This is a genomic window from Rahnella sp. BIGb0236 (assembly GCF_004364755.1).
In the GTDB taxonomy this organism is placed as follows: domain Bacteria; phylum Pseudomonadota; class Gammaproteobacteria; order Enterobacterales; family Enterobacteriaceae; genus Rahnella; species Rahnella victoriana.
In genome coordinates this window covers 217,444-235,432 of record NZ_SOAO01000005.1, presented here as the reverse complement: position 1 = coordinate 235,432, position 17,989 = coordinate 217,444, and the positions used below count along the sequence as shown (strand labels likewise).

Below are 17,989 nucleotides of genomic sequence, written 5' to 3'. Positions count from 1 at the left end.
GATGGCAACTCCACACATTAATGCTGAAATGGGCGACTTCGCTGACGTCGTGCTGATGCCGGGCGATCCATTGCGCGCCAAGCACATCGCAGAAACGTTCCTTCAGGATGTGAAGCAGGTGAACGACGTGCGTGGCATGTTGGGTTTCACCGGCACCTACAAAGGCCGTAAAATTTCTGTGATGGGTCACGGCATGGGCATTCCTTCCTGCTCCATTTATGCCAAAGAACTGATCACTGAATTCGGCGTGAAGAAAATCATCCGTGTCGGTTCTTGCGGCGCAGTGCGTGCAGACATCAAACTGCGCGACATCGTGATCGGCATGGGTGCCTGCACCGATTCCAAAGTGAACCGCATGCGTTTCAAAGACCACGATTACGCGGCTATCGCTGATTACGACATGGTGCGCAACGCGGCTGACGCGGCGAAAGCCAAAGGCATCAACGCGCGCGTAGGCAACATCTTCTCCGCTGACCTGTTCTACACGCCAGATCCACAGATGTTCGACGTGATGGAAAAATACGGCATTCTGGGTGTGGAAATGGAAGCCGCCGGTATTTACGGCGTGGCTGCAGAATTCGGTGCAAAAGCACTTACCATCTGTACCGTTTCCGACCATATCCGTACGCACGAGCAAACCACTGCCGCTGAACGTCAGACGACCTTCAACGACATGATCGAAATCGCGCTGGAATCCGTTCTGCTGGGCGATAAAGAATAAATTCTGCCGATATTGCAGAGACTAAAACGGGCACCGATGGGTGCCCGTTTTGCTATGCATTTTAAGGGGGTAGTTTCTCTATTTTTAACTTCGCAATATCTTCATCTCTTTGATATCAAGATATCTTGATATCAACATTCTCGCCATTCAGCTATGCTATTAGCTATGCATTTTTCTATTCATCATTGAGCTGCTCATGTCTGAACTTGTTGATTTACTGCGTCAGGGCAGTCTGACGGCGAAAGAGATCACTGAACGCCTGCGAATCACCCAGTCAACGCTTTCCAGACGGCTGGCCAGAGTCCCTGAAATTATCAAAATCGGAAAAAGTCGTTCGACCCGTTATATTTTGCCGCGTCCTCTGGATAACCAGTGGAGCTTTCCTCTGTACCAGATTAATGAGGCCGGAAATGCCGAAAAAGCCGGAACCTTGTATTCCATCTGGCCGGGTGAGAGTTGTGCGGTAGAAACATCCAGCGGCCAGTCGCTGATTTATGACGGTCTGCCCTGGTTTATCACCGATATGCGGCCCCAGGGTTTTTTAGGCCGTGCGTGGGGACGTGATATTAATGCCGCACTGCATTTTTCTGATGACATAAAAATATGGACCGAATCTCAGACGCTGGTGGCTTTAGCCAGAGCGGGTGATGAAACGGTCGGTAATTTTGTTATTGGGGAAATCGCCTATCAGCGATGGTTTCATAAGCCGGAAGATATTCCCGTTCCCCGTGAGGACAAAGTTCAGGTCTATGAAAGGCTGGCGCAGAGAAGTCTGGCAGGAGAAGAAATCGGATCATCTGCGGGCGGTGAACAGCCTAAATTCAGCTGCTATACAGAACATGAAGACCGGGACGCCTCGCAGGTTCTGGTAAAATTTTCTCCTCCGGCGATTAATGAAAACGCCTGTCGCTGGGGGGATTTATTGCGCTCTGAAGCCCATGCGTTACAGGTTTTGCAAGCGGCAGGCATTCCGGCTGCGACGGCCGATATCTTTACCGGAAGAAAGGGCGAGGTTTTCCTCGAGGTTGAACGGTTTGACCGGGTCGGTGAGCGCGGACGGCGCGGCTTGGTGTCACTGGAAGCCGTCTCTGCTGAGTTTGGCGGGGGCAACATCAACTGGTTTTTGACCGCGCAGCAGTTACGCCGCGGCCGGGTGATTACCTCAGCTACGCTGGAAAGAATTGAGCAGATTTATTCCTTCGGAAAACTGATCGCCAACAACGATATGCATCAGGGAAATCTGTCGTTTATCGATCCGGCCATCGATCCTTTAAAACAAGCGCTGTCGATATCGCCAGTGTATGACATGCTGCCCATGGCCTTTGCCCCGACCAACGCCGGGACGATGCGCCGTGAAACTGTGCCTTTAACGCTTGATCCTTTAGTGTCTAAAGAAAAGTGGTTGAATGCACAAAAATGGGCGAGCGAATTCTGGCGGAATGTAGAAAGCGATAGTGACATCAGTGCTGAATTCCGCCATCTGGCCAGCGGTATGCTGGCTCAGGTGGACGGCTTAACAGCCATTATTCAGCGACTGGCCTGAATCACTTCGGCCGGCTGCGTTTCAGGCTGCGGTAAGCGGCCTGTGCCGCTTCTTTGGTTTGTGCTTCAGTCGCAGGTTTGGCAGGCACCACGTCGGATTCCGGTTCCGGGATGTTCAGCACCGGCGGCGGGCCGAACTCATCCGGTTCCTCTTCCTGCTCATCATCTTCTTTTACCGGCTTGCTGGCGGTCAGCAGGAACGGCGACTGCTGCCAGCGGGAACGGCGGCCTTGCAACAGCGTGCGGGCCAGAATAATACCGACGCCCAGCGCGGCGAGCATCATCAGACGCAGCAGATTGGTGGTGTTATCCACCTGCTTGGATTCTGTCGCCAGCACGTGCGTGTCCAGCGTGATACGTAAAAATCCGCTCGGGCCGTTTTTATCTTCGATCGGCACCACAATCTGATGATTGAAGTAGCTGCCCGCCCGTTTACCATCCAGCGAGAGACGATCCCGCACCGGCACCTGTTCGCCCGCGTGCGCGACCAGAGAGCCGTCAGACTGGTAAACGCTGGCGTCGAGAATGCGACTGCCATCGGTAAGCTGACTCAAAATAGTGGAAATTTGTGCGATATCAGCGCCATCATTGTCGCTGTCCATCAGCGGCGCGAGGGAAAACGCCACCTGTCTGGCGAGCGTCTGGGCAAGCTGTTCCACCTGCGTTGAACGTGCCAGCTGATGTCCGAGACTGAAATAGGATGCGCCTTGCATCAGGATGACTAATAATGCCAGACTTATCAGTACGATAGCGGCACGATGCAGGCGAAATTTAAGTTTGGCCTTAGCCATTCTGTTTCCTTGCGTTTTTCGATGACTTTATGTTGCCAGAAGACGCCACGATAAGGTAGCTTGATGCCTCATTTTACCCTGCATCCTTCAAGCTGCCTCTGCGTTGGCTGCCTTCATTCACTCCGGTCACTGACCTGTGTCAGCTCCCGGAGATTCATTCAGTTGCCGCCTTGATGCAACTCGAATGATTTTGGGTAAATAGTGATATTTGTTTTTCTAATGCCATAACGCCCTACAGGAGCCATCATGCCAAACAGTCTGACCTATTGCGATCTTCCTGCGGAGATCCATCAATGGCCGGGACTTCCCCTTTCATTGAGCGGTGACGAAGTCATGCCGCTGGATTACCGGGCAGGACACACCGGCTGGCTCTTGTATGGCAGAAAACTTGATAAAACGAGCATTACGCTGTTCCAGCGCCGCTTAGGCCGCGCTCTGGTAATTGTCAGTGCCTGGGCCGTCGAAGGTTATCAGGTGGTGCGTCTGGCCGGTTCACTCACTGCTGATGCGCAGCTTCTCGCCGAATCCTTTGAATTTGATGTCGCTCAGCTGGGCAAAGTGCCGTATCTGCGCGCACCGGGTCTGCTGGTGATGGACATGGATTCTACCGCGATTGAGATTGAATGCATCGACGAAATTGCCAAACTGGCCGGCGTCGGTGAGCAGGTGGCGGAAGTCACGGAACGCGCCATGCGTGGTGAGCTGGATTTCTCCGCCAGCCTGCGTCAGCGCGTCGCCACCCTGAAAGACGCGGATGCCAGCATTCTGCAGCAGGTGCGTGAAACCCTGCCGCTGATGCCGGGGCTGACCGTGATGGTTCAGCGTTTGCAGGAAGCAGGCTGGCACGTGGCCATTGCGTCCGGCGGTTTCACCTATTACGCCGAATATTTGCGTGACCAGCTGAATCTGGTGGATGTGGCCGCGAACGAGCTGGAAATCCGTGACGGTAAACTGACCGGCCGGGTGATCGGGCCGATTGTGGATGCACAATATAAAGCCGATACCCTGCTGAAACTGGCGGAAAAACTGGGGGTTTCCCACGAACAGACCGTGGCTATCGGCGATGGCGCCAATGACCTGAAAATGATGGCGGTGGCAGGCATGGGTATCGCTTATCACGCCAAGCCAAAAGTGTATGAGCAGGCTTCCATTTGTATCCGCCATGCTGATTTACTCGGCGTGCTGTGTATTCTCAGCGGTAGCCAGGCATTATAAATTTCTTCTGAATATCATCGAGGTAAGTTGTGGCAAAAGCAGCAAAACGTGCATTTGTGTGTAATGAATGTGGCGCAGATTATCCGCGCTGGCAAGGGCAGTGCAGTGCCTGTCAGGCCTGGAACAGCATTACTGAAATCCGTTTGGCCGCTTCGCCGACCGTGGCGCGTAACGAACGTCTGACCGGTTATGCCGGTGATGCGGGCGTCAGCCGAGTGCAGAAACTTTCTGACATCAGCCTCGATGAACTGCCGCGTTTCAGCACCGGTTTTAAAGAATTCGACCGCGTATTAGGCGGTGGCGTAGTGCCGGGCAGTGCGATCCTGATCGGCGGTAACCCCGGCGCGGGGAAAAGTACGTTGCTGCTGCAAATTCTGTGTCATCTCAGCGAGAACATGAAAACCTTGTACGTCACCGGTGAAGAATCACTGCAACAGGTGGCGATGCGCGCGCACCGCCTGGGGTTGCCGACGGCCAACATGAACATGCTGTCGGAAACCAGTATCGAACAGATTTGTGACATTGCCGATAAAGAACAGCCGAAGCTGATGGTGATCGACTCCATCCAGGTGATGCACATGGCGGATATCCAGTCGTCACCGGGCACGGTGGCACAGGTGCGTGAAACCGCGGCCTATCTTACCCGTTTCGCTAAAACGCGCGGCGTGGCAATTGTGATGGTAGGGCATGTGACCAAAGACGGTTCGCTGGCCGGGCCGAAAGTGCTCGAACACTGCATCGACTGTTCCGTGCTGCTCGACGGCGATGCGGACTCGCGTTTCCGTACACTGCGCAGCCACAAAAACCGTTTTGGTGCCGTTAACGAACTGGGTGTTTTCGCCATGACCGAGCAAGGGCTGCGCGAAGTCAGCAACCCGTCAGCGATTTTCCTCAGCCGTGGCGATGAAATTACCTCCGGCAGTTCGGTGATGGTGCTGTGGGAAGGGACGCGTCCGCTGCTGGTTGAGGTGCAGGCGCTGGTCGATCAGTCAATGATGGGCAATCCGCGTCGTGTGGCGGTGGGTCTTGAACAGAACCGTCTGGCGATCCTGCTGGCCGTATTGCACCGCCACGGGGGGCTGCAGATGGCCGATCAGGATGTGTTCGTCAACGTGGTGGGCGGCGTGAAGGTGACGGAAACCAGTGCCGATCTGGCGCTGCTGCTGTCGCTGGTATCGAGCCTGCGTGACCGTCCGCTGCCGCAGGATCTGGTGGTCTTCGGCGAGGTCGGGCTGGCCGGTGAAATCCGTCCGGTGCCGAGCGGACAGGAGCGTATTACCGAAGCCGCAAAACACGGCTTTAAACGCGCGATTGTGCCCCATGCTAACGTGCCGAAAAAAGTGCCCGCCGGTATGCAGGTGTTTGGCGTGAAAAAACTGGCCGATGCGCTGGCGATCCTCGACGATTTGTAACGGTTAACCGCTGTCGCTGTTCAGTGCCTTTGTGCTATTTTTTGTTTAGTACAGAAAACCTGAGGACAAGGCATGTCACAGTTCGACTATCTAAAAACCGCGATTAAACAACAGGGACGCACGCTGCAACAGGTGGCCGAAGCCAGCGGGATGACCAAGGGTTATCTCAGCCAGTTGTTGAATGCAAAGATAAAAAGCCCCAGCGCCCAAAAGCTGGAGGCGTTGCACCGCTTCCTTGATCTTGAGTTTCCCCGTCGCGAAAAGAATATCGGCGTGGTGTTCGGCAAGTTTTATCCGCTGCACACCGGCCATATTTATCTGATCCAGCGCGCCTGTAGCCAGGTGGATGAGCTGCATATCATCATGGGCTATGACGAGCCGCGCGACCGCGAGTTGTTTGAGAACAGCTCGATGTCCCAGCAGCCGACCGTCAGTGACCGTCTGCGCTGGTTATTACAAACCTTCAAATACCAGAAAAACATCCGCATTCATGCCTTTAACGAAGAAGGGATGGAGCCGTATCCGCACGGCTGGGATGTCTGGGGACGTGGCATTAAAGAGTTCATGAGCCAGAAGGGCATCGAGCCGAATACCATTTATTCCAGCGAAGAGGCCGATGCGCCGCAGTACCGCGAACATCTCGGCATTGAAACGGTGTTGATCGACCCGAAACGGTCGTTCATGAATATCAGTGGCCGCCAGATCCGTCAGGATCCATTCCGCTACTGGGATTACATTCCGACCGAGGTCAAACCGTTTTTCGTGCGTACCGTGGCGATTCTGGGCGGCGAGTCCAGCGGAAAATCCACGCTGGTCAATAAGTTAGCCAACATCTTCAACACCACCAGCGCCTGGGAGTATGGCCGCGATTATGTCTTCTCGCACCTTGGCGGTGACGAGATGGCGCTGCAATATTCCGACTACGATAAAATCGCGCTAGGTCAGGCGCAGTACATTGATTTTGCGGTGAAATATGCCAACAAAGTGGCGTTTATTGATACCGATTTTCTGACCACGCAGGCCTTCTGTAAAAAGTATGAAGGGCGTGAGCATCCGTTTGTGCAGGCGCTGATGGATGAATACCGCTTCGATCTGGTGATCCTGCTGGAAAACAATACGCCGTGGGTTGCGGACGGTTTGCGCAGTCTGGGAAGTACCTCTGACCGGATGTCATTCCAGAATCTGCTTATCGGGATGCTGAAACAGAACAACGTGGAATATGTTCACGTGGAGTCATCGGATTACGATCAGCGTTTTCTGGAATGCGTGGAACTGGTACAAAACATGCTGGCGGCGGATACCAGCCGGCTGAATGGTCCGCCGGTTCGCTGATTAAAAAACCGCAATAATAAAAGCGTGTGTTCTGCGGAATACGCGCTTTTTTATTTTCATTCATATTATGAATACTTTATTTATCATTCATTTCTCATAATTATTAATAAATTCATCTGATTATCTTCCTTCGTGATTTTATTAATTCAGTTTGTAACGCTGTAAAATAAAATCCCCTTTCTATTCATGGGATTGGCGTGAGTGCCTTTTTTGAGAGATTTTATTGCGCATTTTATGTGTAAATCCCTGACGTGAAATAAAAATACAGTGGCGGCCGTTGAGTTTTATTTATCCGATTATACTCATTCAATATGCCTCGCATTCCGGCTGAGGCTTTCTAAGGTGATCCGAATGAATTTATCATTCAAGCCCTGGGGTATCGCAGTAGTGTGCGGCGTGGGGGCATTTGCTCTGGCCAGTGTCATGTTTATGCAAGGCTGGCTTCCGGTCAGCAGTCAGGCCGAAACCACGGCACAGACTGCGCCTGTGCCGGCTCCTGTTGCTGTTCCTCCCGCCGCGCCTGTCCCTGCTGCTGCGGTAACACCACCGGCGTTTACGCAGGCTCAGCTCGATCAGTGGGTCGCGCCCGTAGCGCTCTATCCTGACAGCCTGCTTTCACAAGTGCTGATGGCTTCCACTTACCCGATGAACGTCATTCAGGCGGTGCAATGGTCACGCGACCATCCGCAAAGTCAGGGTGATGCCGCGGTCACTCAGGTCGCGAATGAACCCTGGGATCCGAGCGTGAAATCGCTGGTGGCTTTCCCGCAATTGCTGGCGCTGATGGGCGAAGATCCGGCCTGGGTGCAGAATCTGGGTAACGCGTTTCTGGCGCAGCCGGACGATGTGATGAATACCGTGCAGAAATTCCGCCAGGTCGCGCAAAGCAGCGGGGCGCTGAAAAGCACGCCGCAGCAGACGGTCACTGTAAAACCGAAAGCGGCAGCGCAGGGCAGCTCAACCACCGTCGTGAAATCCGCACCCGCACAGCAAACCATCGTGATTGAATCTGCGGATCCGCAGGTGGTTTACGTGCCGAGCTACAACCCGAATGTGGTGTATGGCACATGGCCGACACCGGCCTATCCGCCGGTTTACCTGCCACCGCCTCCGGGGCAACAGTTCGTTAACGGCATGGCATCGGGTATCGGGTTTGGTGTCGGCGTGGCCGCCACTTACGCCATTTTTGGCGGTATTGACTGGGATGACGACGATCATCATCACGACGATTATGATCACCATGACGACGGGCATCACGGCGGTTCGCAGAACAATTACGTCCACGTGAACGTCAACAATTACAACCGTATCTCCGGCAACAATAACACCGGGCTGAACCACCCGGGCAACGGGAATACCGCGGGCTGGCAGCACAATCCGGCCTTCAACGCCGGTTTGCCAAACCACAGCAATAACCTTAACGGCGCGACGCAAAACCAGGCGCTGAGCAACGCGGCGCAGCGTAATAACTACCGGGGTTTTGACAGCAACACGGCGGGTTTGAGCCATAACGCAGTCGGGCGCAATAATGGCGGTGTTCAGAATCAGAATCTGGATCAGCGCCGTCAGCAGGCGGCATCGGTGATGAATCATCATCAGAATACGCCGCAAAGCACCGGGCATTCGCAACAGCAAAATCTGGCGCGTTCAGCCTCCGCTGGCAGTGTGGGAAACCACAGCGGCACGCACAATGTCACCGGCCGCACGTTGCCGCAGCATCAGCAGGCGCAGTCTCCGCATAATGCGAACCGTCAGCCCGCTCAGCAGCTCAACCATCATCAGCAACATCAGCAGCGGCAGAATCTGAATGCATCCCGCAGCACGGCGTTCAGCGGGAATTCCAGCCGCGGGCCGTCGTGGCAACAGCAGCAATCCCGGGGCAACCGGAGCCGTGAGCATATGCAGAACGTCCAGCGGTCACGTCCTGCGAATGCAGAATCCGGCCATTTACACCGTCGCTAGACTGACGAGGAAAGGTAATGAAAAGATTGCGTGATTTTTTGATTTCTACCAGCCTGCTGCTTTTGCCTCTGACCGGCTTCGCGCAGCAGATGTTTACCAGCCCGGAACTGGCCTCACAGGCACTGGTGAAAGCCATTCAGACGCACGATGATGCCTCGATGCAGCAACTTCTGGGCGACGACTGGCGGGTTTATCTGCCGAAAAAGGATGTGGATCCCGACGAAGTGGCGCGTTTTCTGCGTGACTGGAATATCAGCCATACGATCGCCGAACACGGCGATACCGCCCACCTGAATGTCGGGCCGGAGAACTGGCAGTTACCGATCCCGATGAAACACACGGCGCAGGGCTGGTCATTTGATATGGCCGCCGGTGCTGCTGAAATTGAAACCCGTACGATTGGTCGCAATGAGCTTTCTGCCATTCAGGTCGTGTCAGCGTATGCGGATGCCCAGCACGAGTATCAGCAGATTACCGGGCAATATGCCCAGCGCTTTGTCAGCACTGAAGGACAACACGATGGCCTTTACTGGCCGGTGAAAGAGGGCGAAGCGCCAAGTCCGCTGGGGCCAGCCTTTGGTGATGCGAAGGCGGGGTCTGATTATCACGGCTATTACTATCGCATTCTGACGTCGCAGGGGGCGAATGCCAGCGGCGGTGCCTTGAGTTATATCGAAAATGGCAAGATGACCAAAGGTTTTGCGCTGATCGCCTGGCCGGCGGCGTACGGTCATACCGGTGTCACCAGTTTTATGATCAATCAGCAGGGCGAGGTGTATCAGCAGGATTTAGGCGAGAATACTGATGCCGCGGCAAAAGCGATCACGACATTTGACCCCGATGCTAAATGGCAGAAAGTGGACGACGGCGAATAGTGGAAATATGTGAATGAAAAAGCCCCGGCATGAAAGTGACGGGGCTTTTTTTAGGCGACAGCGTATTTAGAAAGCGACGACGACTTTGCCCTGCATATGGCCGTCGAGCACTTTGGCATGGGCCGCTTCGATGCTTTCCACGGTCAGGCCGTGAAGGGTTTCGCTCAGTGTGGTTTGTACTTTACCTTCATCCACCAGCGCGGCGACTTGTTTGAGGATCTCGCCCTGTTCGGCAATATCCGGTGTGGTGAACATGCTGCGGGTATACATCAGTTCCCAGTGCAGTGCGGCGCTTTTCAGCTTCAGCTTGTTCATGTCCAGCGGATGTTCGTTTTCAACGATGGTACAGATGTGGCCCATCGGTGCGATCAGGTCAGAAATGGCTTCCCAGTGGCCGTCGGTGTCGTTCAGACACAGAATAAAATCCACCTGTTTGATATCGTGCTTCGCCAGTTCACCTTTCAGATCTTTGTAATTCACAGTCAGATCCGCACCGCGATCCAAACACCATTGTGCCGATTCCGGACGTGACGCGGTGGCAATCACTTTCACTTTGCTGCGCAATGCGGCGAACGGGATCGCCAGCGATCCCACGCCACCGGCACCGCCGATGATCAGCAGGGTTTTATCGGCAGACGCATCCTGAATTTTCAGATGTTCGAACAGGGCTTCCCAGGCGGTCAGCGTGGTCAGTGGCATGGCAGCGGCTTGTGCCCAGTCGAGGCTTTTCGGTTTAACTGACACAATGCGCGAGTCGATCAGTTGTTCGGTGGCGTTGCTGCCGGAACGGGTGATATCCCCGGCGTACCAGACTTCATCGCCCGCTTTAAAATTTTTCACCGCGCTCCCGACGGATTTCACGATGCCGCTGGCATCCCAGCCCAGCACTTTTGGCGCATCCAGACCGCTTTTCTGCACGCCTTTGTGCACCTTGGTATCGACCGGATTGACCGACACGGCTTTCACTTCCACCAGCAGATCGTAATCTTTCGCCACCGGTTGGGGTAATTCGATGGCGATGAAATGTGCCGGGTCTTTCGGGTTTACTGCGATTGCTTTAATGGTCATGTTTTCTGCCTCCGTTAGGTATGCAGACAGTGTAGTCCTCATAGCGGAAGCTGATAAGATGGACAATAACTAACAAAGTGTTCGTCTGAGGTGAACAATCATGTTTAAGCAATTGCAGGATATGGCGCTGTTTGCGCTGGTGGCTGAATGCGGCAGTTTTACTCAGGCGGCCAGCCGCGCCGGTTTGCCGAAATCCAGTGTCAGCCAGCGTATCAGCCAGCTGGAAAAATCTGTCGGCCTGCGTTTGCTTAACCGCACCACGCGGCAACTGAATCTGACGTTTGCCGGTGAACGCTATCTGATCCACTGTCAGGAAATGATGCAGGCCAGCGAACGGGCGGAACTGGCCATCCGCCGGTTGCGTGATAACCCGAGCGGACGGTTACGGATCACCAGCCCGGCAGGGTTGGGCGCGACCTTGCTGGCACGCATGAACGTCGAGTTTCAGAAGCGTTATCCCGATGTGTCGCTGGAAGTGTCCGTGTCCGATGCGCTGGTGGATCTGGTACAGGAAGGATTTGATATCGCGCTGCGTACCGGCAAACCGCAGGATTCCTCACTGATTGGCCGTGAACTGGGGCACAGCCCGCGCTATCTTCTGGCGTCACCGGACTATCTGGCGCAGCATCCGGCTCTTGAGTCGCCGCAGCAACTGGCGTCGCATCACTGTATTGCGCACCGCGCCTGGTCGGAATGGGTACTGCATCGCGGTGACACTTATCATCGCTGGCTGCTGCCTTCGGCGCATACCACCGACAATTTGCTGTATGCGCGCGAGTGTGCGCTGGCAGGCGCAGGCATCACGTTGTTACCGGCGTTTTTATGTCATGACGAGGTGGCGAAAGGCTCGCTGGTGCGCGTATTGCCGGAATGGGAAGCCGAGGGCAATGATCTGTATCTGGTCTATCCGGGGCGGAAACTGAATTCACCGGCGCTGGCCTGCTTTATTGAATTTATGCTGGAAGAGTACGGCTTTGCGAAGAGTTATAGTGAGGCGCTGGCAGGGTAGATTTCACTGGCGTGACGTCATAAAAAAGGCCCGTTTCCGGGCCTTATCTGTTTTCGTCAGGACGATTACTTGATCATCTTTTTGTACTTGATGCGCTTCGGCTCTAACGCTTCGGCACCTAACGTACGTTTTTTGTATTCTTCGTATTCGGTGAAGTTACCTTCGAAGAATTCGACTTTACCTTCATCCTGATAATCGAGGATGTGAGTGGCGATACGGTCAAGGAACCAGCGGTCATGGGAAATGACCATCGCGCAGCCCGGGAATTCCAGTAAGGCGTTTTCCAGTGCGCGCAGGGTTTCGATGTCGAGGTCGTTGGTCGGTTCATCGAGCAGCAACATGTTACCGCCAACCTGCAGCAGTTTTGCCAGATGCAGACGACCACGTTCACCACCGGACAGCTCGCCCACGCGTTTGCCCTGATCAACACCTTTGAAGTTGAAGCGGCCGACATAAGCACGGCTTGGCATTTCGGTGGTGCCGATACGCATGATGTCCTGACCGCCGGACACTTCTTCCCACACGGTTTTGCTGTTATCCATGGAATCACGGAACTGATCCACAGACGCCAGTTTCACGGTATCGCCCAGCTCGATGGTGCCGCTGTTGGCTTCTTCCTGACCCGACATCATGCGGAACAGGGTCGATTTACCGGCACCGTTCGGGCCGATAATGCCGACGATCGCGCCTTTCGGCACGGAGAAGGACAGGTCGTCGATCAGAACGCGATCACCATAAGACTTGCTCAGGTTTTTCACTTCAACGACTTTATCGCCCAGGCGTGGACCCGGTGGAATGAACAGTTCGTTGGTTTCGTTACGTTTCTGGTATTCGGTGCTGTTCAGCTCTTCAAAGCGTGCCAGACGGGCTTTGCCTTTAGACTGACGGCCTTTCGCGCCCTGACGAACCCACTCCAGCTCTTTCTCAATAGACTTGCGGCGGGCCGCTTCGGAAGAGGCTTCCTGCGCCAGACGTTCGTCTTTCTGTTCCAGCCAGGTGGAATAGTTACCTTCCCACGGAATACCTTCACCACGGTCAAGCTCAAGGATCCAGCCGGCGACGTTATCGAGGAAGTAACGGTCATGGGTAATCGCCACTACGGTGCCTTCGAAGTCGTGCAGGAAGCGTTCCAGCCAGGCCACGGATTCTGCATCCAGGTGGTTGGTCGGTTCGTCGAGCAGCAGCATGTCAGGTTTTTCAAGCAGCAGGCGGCACAGTGCCACACGGCGGCGTTCACCCCCGGAGAGGGTCGCCACTTTTGCATCCCAGTCTGGCAGACGCAGCGCATCAGCGGCGCGTTCCAGCTGGCTGTTCAGGTTGTGGCCGTCGTGTGCCTGAATGATCTCTTCCAGTCTGCCCTGTTCAGCCGCCAGTTTATCGAAATCAGCTTCCGGCTCTGCGTACAGTGCATAGACTTCATCAAGGCGTTTTAAGGCACCAACGACTTCAGATACCGCTTCTTCCACGGAATCACGCACGGTGTGTTCCATGTTCAGCTGAGGTTCCTGAGGCAGGTAACCGATTTTCAGATCAGGCTGCGGACGTGCTTCACCTTCGATGTCGGTATCGATACCGGCCATGATGCGCAGCAGGGTGGATTTACCTGAACCGTTCAGACCCAGAACACCGATTTTGGCGCCAGGGAAGAAACTCAGGGAGATGTTCTTAAGAATATGACGCTTCGGCGGAACAACTTTGCCGAGGCGATGCATGGAATATACGTATTGAGCCACGTTGTTTTGAGCCTCTTTCTCTGCGGGCCGCGCGCTGTCTGCGAAGGGCAGGCGCTGCGGCAAATTAAAGCCAGCCCCGCCTGACTGCGGCATGACTGATAAGGGTTCCGACTGGGAAGTTTAGCGTGTTTCAGTCGGGTTCCCAACCATCAGGTTCACAGTAAGGCAAGAATGTGACCGGCCAGCCGCAGAAGGGAGAAAAATCAGCCGAAAGGAACCGTGAATTCATCCGGCTCGCTGGTGGGGCGCAGCGGCTGAATGCGGCCCACAAACATCCCTGAGGTCAGGATGTCCGTCAGCTTAACCACATGATAAATCGCCTGTTTGTTCTGGGTTTTTACCTTGCGCTTAATATTGCCTTTATGCGAGGCCACGGTTTTCTGTTTGATATTCAGGTGCTGGGAAATATTTTCCGTGTTCAGCCCTGACATCCACATTTTCAGAATGCTGGACTCGGTGCGGCTCAGGCTGACCGGGGTCAGATCCAGCGGCAGTCCGTTATCGCCCGAGCGTGACAGATGCAGATTGTGGGCGATCAGCTGATAAATGGTGGTCGTCCGGATGGATTTGGACAAAATAATGATGTTTTTGCGGATCGGCACATAGTTCTGATAATTCAGGTTTTCTTTGGAAATGAAAACAAAAAACAGTGTGCCGGGATGCGCGTCGATCACGGCACGCAGGGCGTGGCCGGATTGCGCATCCGACGTAAAACAATCTTCATTCACGAAGATGATTTCAGGCGTCAGGGAATTGCATGTCGCTTGCAGTTCATTGATGTCCTTAAGCGAAAGAATGTCTTTCGGGTGTTGTCCGTTTAATTGCAAAAGCGAATGCAATGCCAGCTGTGTGTAATAGCACTTATCTACAATGAGCGATGACATTGTTTTTTACCTATTTTTTGGCCTCTGTTTGACTGCAAAACAGCCAGAGAGCTCGTTTTTATAAAACTTACCGTGTCGCGATGGGGCACATTCCCGTAAAAGTTGCCGGTCATCGGCAAAACTAACATTGCTGTGAAAAGGGATAGCCCTGGAGAGAGTAATAAGGGGGTAAAGGATTGATGTAAATCAGCAGAACGGGCTTTGGGACGTTTTGTGAGATCTTTGAGACGAATTGAGTGCGGGAGAGGCTAAAGTTTCAGAATGATGATGTTTTTTATCGTAAAACGCCGGGTCACACAAGGTCACCCGGCGGCAGGAAAAGGTCAGACTTTCTTGCGAATGAAGCGGTTAACCAGCCACTTCTCGATTTCGACAATCACGAAGATCATCGCACCGACCACCAGCGTAATGCCCCAGAATTTCAGCGGCATCGGCACGGTACCGAACAGCTGGTTCATCACCGGCAGGTAAATCAGCGCCAGTTGCAGGAGCAGCAGCACGCCGGAAACAATCCACAACCCTTTGTTAACGAACACTTCGCGGGTCAGCGGGAAGCGGTCCATCACGCGGCAGTTAAACATGTACACCCACTGCGCGGTAACCAGCGTCTGCAACAGCACGGTGCGGATCAAATCGCTGCTGTAGCCCCGTGGCTGCATCCAGGCTTCCAGCACGAAGGCGCTGCAGGCAATCAGGATACCGACAAACGCGATGCGCCAGACCGCATGCAGGTCGAGAACGTGCTGACCCGGCGCGCGCGGACGGCGGCGCATCATGCCTTTTTCACCCGGCTCGAAGGCCAGACCGAACGACAGCGTGGTCGACGTCGCCATGTTCATCCATAAAATCTGAACCGGCGTCAGCGGAATGACCGCTCCGGCCAGAATTGCCAGGATAATCAGCAGCCCCTGCGCGAGGTTAGTCGGCAGAATAAACAGAATCGTTTTCTTCAGGTTGTCGTAAACGCGACGACCTTCCCTGACCGCGCTGGCGATGGTGGCAAAATTGTCATCGGTCAGCACCATGTCAGCGGCTTCTTTGGTGACTTCGGTGCCTTTGATCCCCATCGCGATACCGACGTCCGCCTGTTTCAGCGCAGGCGCATCGTTAACGCCGTCGCCGGTCATGCCGACCACTTCGCCGTTATCCTGCAAGGCTTTGACCAGACGCAATTTATGCTCAGGACTGGTACGGGCAAAGATGTCGTACTGGCTGGCCGCGACGGCCAGTTCGGCGTCATCCATGTGCTCGAGCTGGTAACCGGTGATCGAGTCGCCGCTGTTGCCAATCCCTAACATTTTGCCGATGGCCATGGCGGTTTCCTGATGGTCACCGGTGATCATCTTCACGCGGATCCCGGCCTGCTGGCACTGCGTAATGGCATCGATAGCCTCAGGGCGTGGCGGATCCATCATGCCGGCGATACCCGCAAAAATCAGACCCTGTTGCAGATGGCGGTGATTCAGGTCGCCGTCGATCTCCGGCTCATCTTTCAGCGCCGCCGCCACCATGCGCAGACCCTGACGGGCGTAGCGCGCCATCTCTTCTTCCCAGTACTCACGACGGAAAGGGCGCACGCCGTCTTCGGTCAGTTCAAACGCAGCCAGCGAGAACAGCACATCCGGCGCACCGGTCACGAACAGACGGGTTTTGCCGTTGATACGTTGCAGCGTGGACATGTATTTGTGCTTAGAATCGAACGGGATTTTATCCAGCGGTTCGACTTTGCCGATATTCAGGCTGGACTTGGCGGCCAGCACTTTCAGCGCGCCGGAAGTCGGCCCGCCGGTAATGCCCCAGTGGCCTTTGTCGTCCTGCATCAGCTGGCTGTCGTTGCACAAATCCACGGCGGTGATGAAGGTGTTGAGCACCGGCGTATTGATGACATCAATCTGTTTCCGGGTTTGCGCGTCAACAATCCGGCCTTTCGGCTGGTAGCTTTCACCTTCTACCTGATACGCGCGGTCGGCCAGAATGACGGCTTTCACGGTCATTTCGTTCATGGTCAGCGTGCCGGTTTTATCCGAGCAGATCACGGTCATGGAACCGAGGGTTTCCACCGTCGGCAGCTTACGGATAATGGCGTGATTGCGCGCCATCGACTGCACGCCCAGCGACAGGATAATCGAGATAATCGCCGGTAAGCCTTCAGGAACCGAGGCGACGGCCAGACTGATTAACGAGAGCAGCAGTTCGCCCAGCGGCATATCGCGCAGGATGAAAGCGAAGACAAACAGGAATGCCATCATCAGCAGAATCAGGGCGAAAATGCCTTTGCCCAGTTTGTCGATCTGCTGCAACAGCGGGGTGCGCTGTGGCGTAATCGACGACATCATCTGGTTGATATGACCCAGTTCGGTGTCTTTACCGGTGGCGTACACCACACCGGTTGCGGTGCCGCCACTGATCATGGTGCCGGAGAACAGCAGGTTGTGGCGGTCGCCGATCATGACTTCATCGTCAATGGTCCGGGCATTTTTGACCACCACGGTGGATTCACCGGTCAGGATCGCTTCTTCGACCTGCAGGTTATGCGCGCTGACAATGCGCAGGTCCGCCGGAATTTTGTCTCCCGGACGCAGTTGCACGATATCGCCGGGCACCAGCTGGTCGGCATTAATGGTCTGCACCTGCCCGTCACGCACCACCACGGCCTGACTGGAGAGCATATTCTGAATACTTTTCAGCGACTTCTCGGCGCTGTTTTCCTGCAGGAAACCAATCAGGGCATTGATGACGGCGACGCCCAGGATCACCAGCGTATCAACCCAGTGCCCCATGGCACCGGTCACCACCGCAGCCGCGAGCAGGATATAAATCAGGACGTCATTGAAGTGCGCCAGAAAACGCATCAGCGCGCTTTTGGCGGCTTTTTCCGGCAATGCGTTCGGGCCATATTCATTCAGACGCGCGCTGGCATCCTGCTGGCTCAGGCCATTTTCGCCGGTATCCAGACGTTGCATGGCATCACTACCACTGATCTGATACCAGGCTTTGTTTTCTGCCCTGACCGATGAGGAAGGGCTGGCATTCGTTTTTACAGATGAACGTGAATGAGTCATATACTTTTCCATAAGCGATGAACAAGTGCGCTATTAATATTTATTTCAATCCGGACGGTGAAATAGCGAATATCAAATAAAACATGTTTTCAATAGACTCTGATAATAAAGACTTATCCGGTAATAAATTTGATCTGAGCCAATAAATACTTTGTTGCGTTAAGTTTAATAATAAATGTCTATTAAAATCATACTGATAAATGCATTAGGAATTTCGTTATTATTTACATGTTATTTAACATTTGTTTAGAAAGTAAATATCAACGTAAAGAGACGTAAATAAAGCTGAGTTTTGTCAGTGTGGTTATTTTTACTGAAATAGTAAGGCTGCTAATTAACTGTCAAATAGCGGGAAATACCCGCTATTTAATTGCGGATATTCC

The 17,989-nt window shown here is 54.1% G+C and carries 13 protein-coding genes; 8 read left to right on the top strand and 5 right to left on the bottom strand.

Annotated elements, in window-relative coordinates:
* Nucleotide 1: 1 nt before the first annotated feature.
* On the top strand, nucleotides 2–721 hold the full coding sequence (deoD, locus tag EDF78_RS12715; protein WP_013577098.1) for a purine-nucleoside phosphorylase: 720 nt from the start codon (nucleotides 2–4) through the stop codon (nucleotides 719–721).
* A 196-nt stretch (nucleotides 722–917) separates the two neighbouring features.
* Nucleotides 918–2,264 (top strand): type II toxin-antitoxin system HipA family toxin YjjJ, encoded by a 1,347-nt coding sequence (yjjJ, locus tag EDF78_RS12710; protein ID WP_133823207.1) that lies wholly within the window; start codon nucleotides 918–920, stop codon nucleotides 2,262–2,264.
* Between the two features lies 1 nt (nucleotide 2,265).
* Here the strand turns inward: yjjJ and EDF78_RS12705 are convergent, their stop codons facing one another.
* A complete protein-coding gene (locus tag EDF78_RS12705; RefSeq protein ID WP_095924575.1) occupies nucleotides 2,266–3,054 on the bottom strand; it encodes a YtjB family periplasmic protein in 789 nt (262 codons plus the stop codon).
* Between the two features lie 246 nt (nucleotides 3,055–3,300).
* Here EDF78_RS12705 and serB point away from each other — a divergent pair, with 246 nt between their 5' ends.
* From serB to EDF78_RS12680, 5 genes are all read left to right on the top strand, one after another.
* Complete coding sequence (gene serB, locus EDF78_RS12700) at nucleotides 3,301–4,269, top strand: phosphoserine phosphatase (RefSeq protein ID WP_133823206.1); 969 nt, start codon at nucleotides 3,301–3,303, stop codon at nucleotides 4,267–4,269.
* Nucleotides 4,270–4,298: 29 nt separating this feature from the next.
* Entirely contained in the window at nucleotides 4,299–5,681 is a 1,383-nt protein-coding gene (radA, locus tag EDF78_RS12695) for a DNA repair protein RadA (protein WP_112289023.1), read from the top strand.
* A 72-nt stretch (nucleotides 5,682–5,753) separates the two neighbouring features.
* Nucleotides 5,754–7,013 carry a multifunctional transcriptional regulator/nicotinamide-nucleotide adenylyltransferase/ribosylnicotinamide kinase NadR gene (gene nadR / locus EDF78_RS12690; protein WP_095924577.1) on the top strand — a complete coding sequence of 420 codons (1,260 nt, stop codon included), beginning with the start codon at nucleotides 5,754–5,756 and terminating at the stop codon, nucleotides 7,011–7,013.
* Between the two features lie 351 nt (nucleotides 7,014–7,364).
* Nucleotides 7,365–8,975, top strand: coding sequence for a DUF3300 domain-containing protein (locus EDF78_RS12685; RefSeq protein WP_133823205.1), 1,611 nt, complete (start codon nucleotides 7,365–7,367; stop codon nucleotides 8,973–8,975).
* 17 nt (nucleotides 8,976–8,992) lie between these two features.
* The gene (locus EDF78_RS12680) at nucleotides 8,993–9,850 is read left to right on the top strand and encodes a DUF2950 domain-containing protein (RefSeq protein ID WP_133823204.1); all 858 of its coding nucleotides are present in this window, start codon (nucleotides 8,993–8,995) and stop codon (nucleotides 9,848–9,850) included.
* Nucleotides 9,851–9,916: 66 nt separating this feature from the next.
* Here EDF78_RS12680 and EDF78_RS12675 read toward each other — a convergent pair whose 3' ends face one another.
* Nucleotides 9,917–10,918, bottom strand: coding sequence for a zinc-binding alcohol dehydrogenase family protein (locus tag EDF78_RS12675; RefSeq protein ID WP_133823203.1), 1,002 nt, complete (start codon nucleotides 10,916–10,918; stop codon nucleotides 9,917–9,919).
* Nucleotides 10,919–11,018: 100 nt separating this feature from the next.
* Here EDF78_RS12675 and EDF78_RS12670 point away from each other — a divergent pair, with 100 nt between their 5' ends.
* A complete protein-coding gene (locus EDF78_RS12670) occupies nucleotides 11,019–11,927 on the top strand; it encodes a LysR family transcriptional regulator (protein ID WP_119822496.1) in 909 nt (302 codons plus the stop codon).
* A gap of 65 nt (nucleotides 11,928–11,992) precedes the next feature.
* Here the strand turns inward: EDF78_RS12670 and ettA are convergent, their stop codons facing one another.
* From ettA to EDF78_RS12655, 3 genes are all read right to left on the bottom strand, one after another.
* Nucleotides 11,993–13,660, bottom strand: coding sequence for an energy-dependent translational throttle protein EttA (gene ettA, locus EDF78_RS12665; RefSeq protein WP_095925274.1), 1,668 nt, complete (start codon nucleotides 13,658–13,660; stop codon nucleotides 11,993–11,995).
* Between the two features lie 203 nt (nucleotides 13,661–13,863).
* Nucleotides 13,864–14,544, bottom strand: a complete 681-nt coding sequence (gene rcsA / locus EDF78_RS12660) for a transcriptional regulator RcsA (RefSeq protein ID WP_095924582.1) — start codon at nucleotides 14,542–14,544, stop codon at nucleotides 13,864–13,866.
* A gap of 323 nt (nucleotides 14,545–14,867) precedes the next feature.
* Nucleotides 14,868–17,606: a cation-transporting P-type ATPase gene (locus EDF78_RS12655; protein ID WP_133823202.1), complete on the bottom strand. Its 2,739-nt coding sequence runs from the start codon at nucleotides 17,604–17,606 to the stop codon at nucleotides 14,868–14,870.
* Nucleotides 17,607–17,989: the final 383 nt, after the last annotated feature.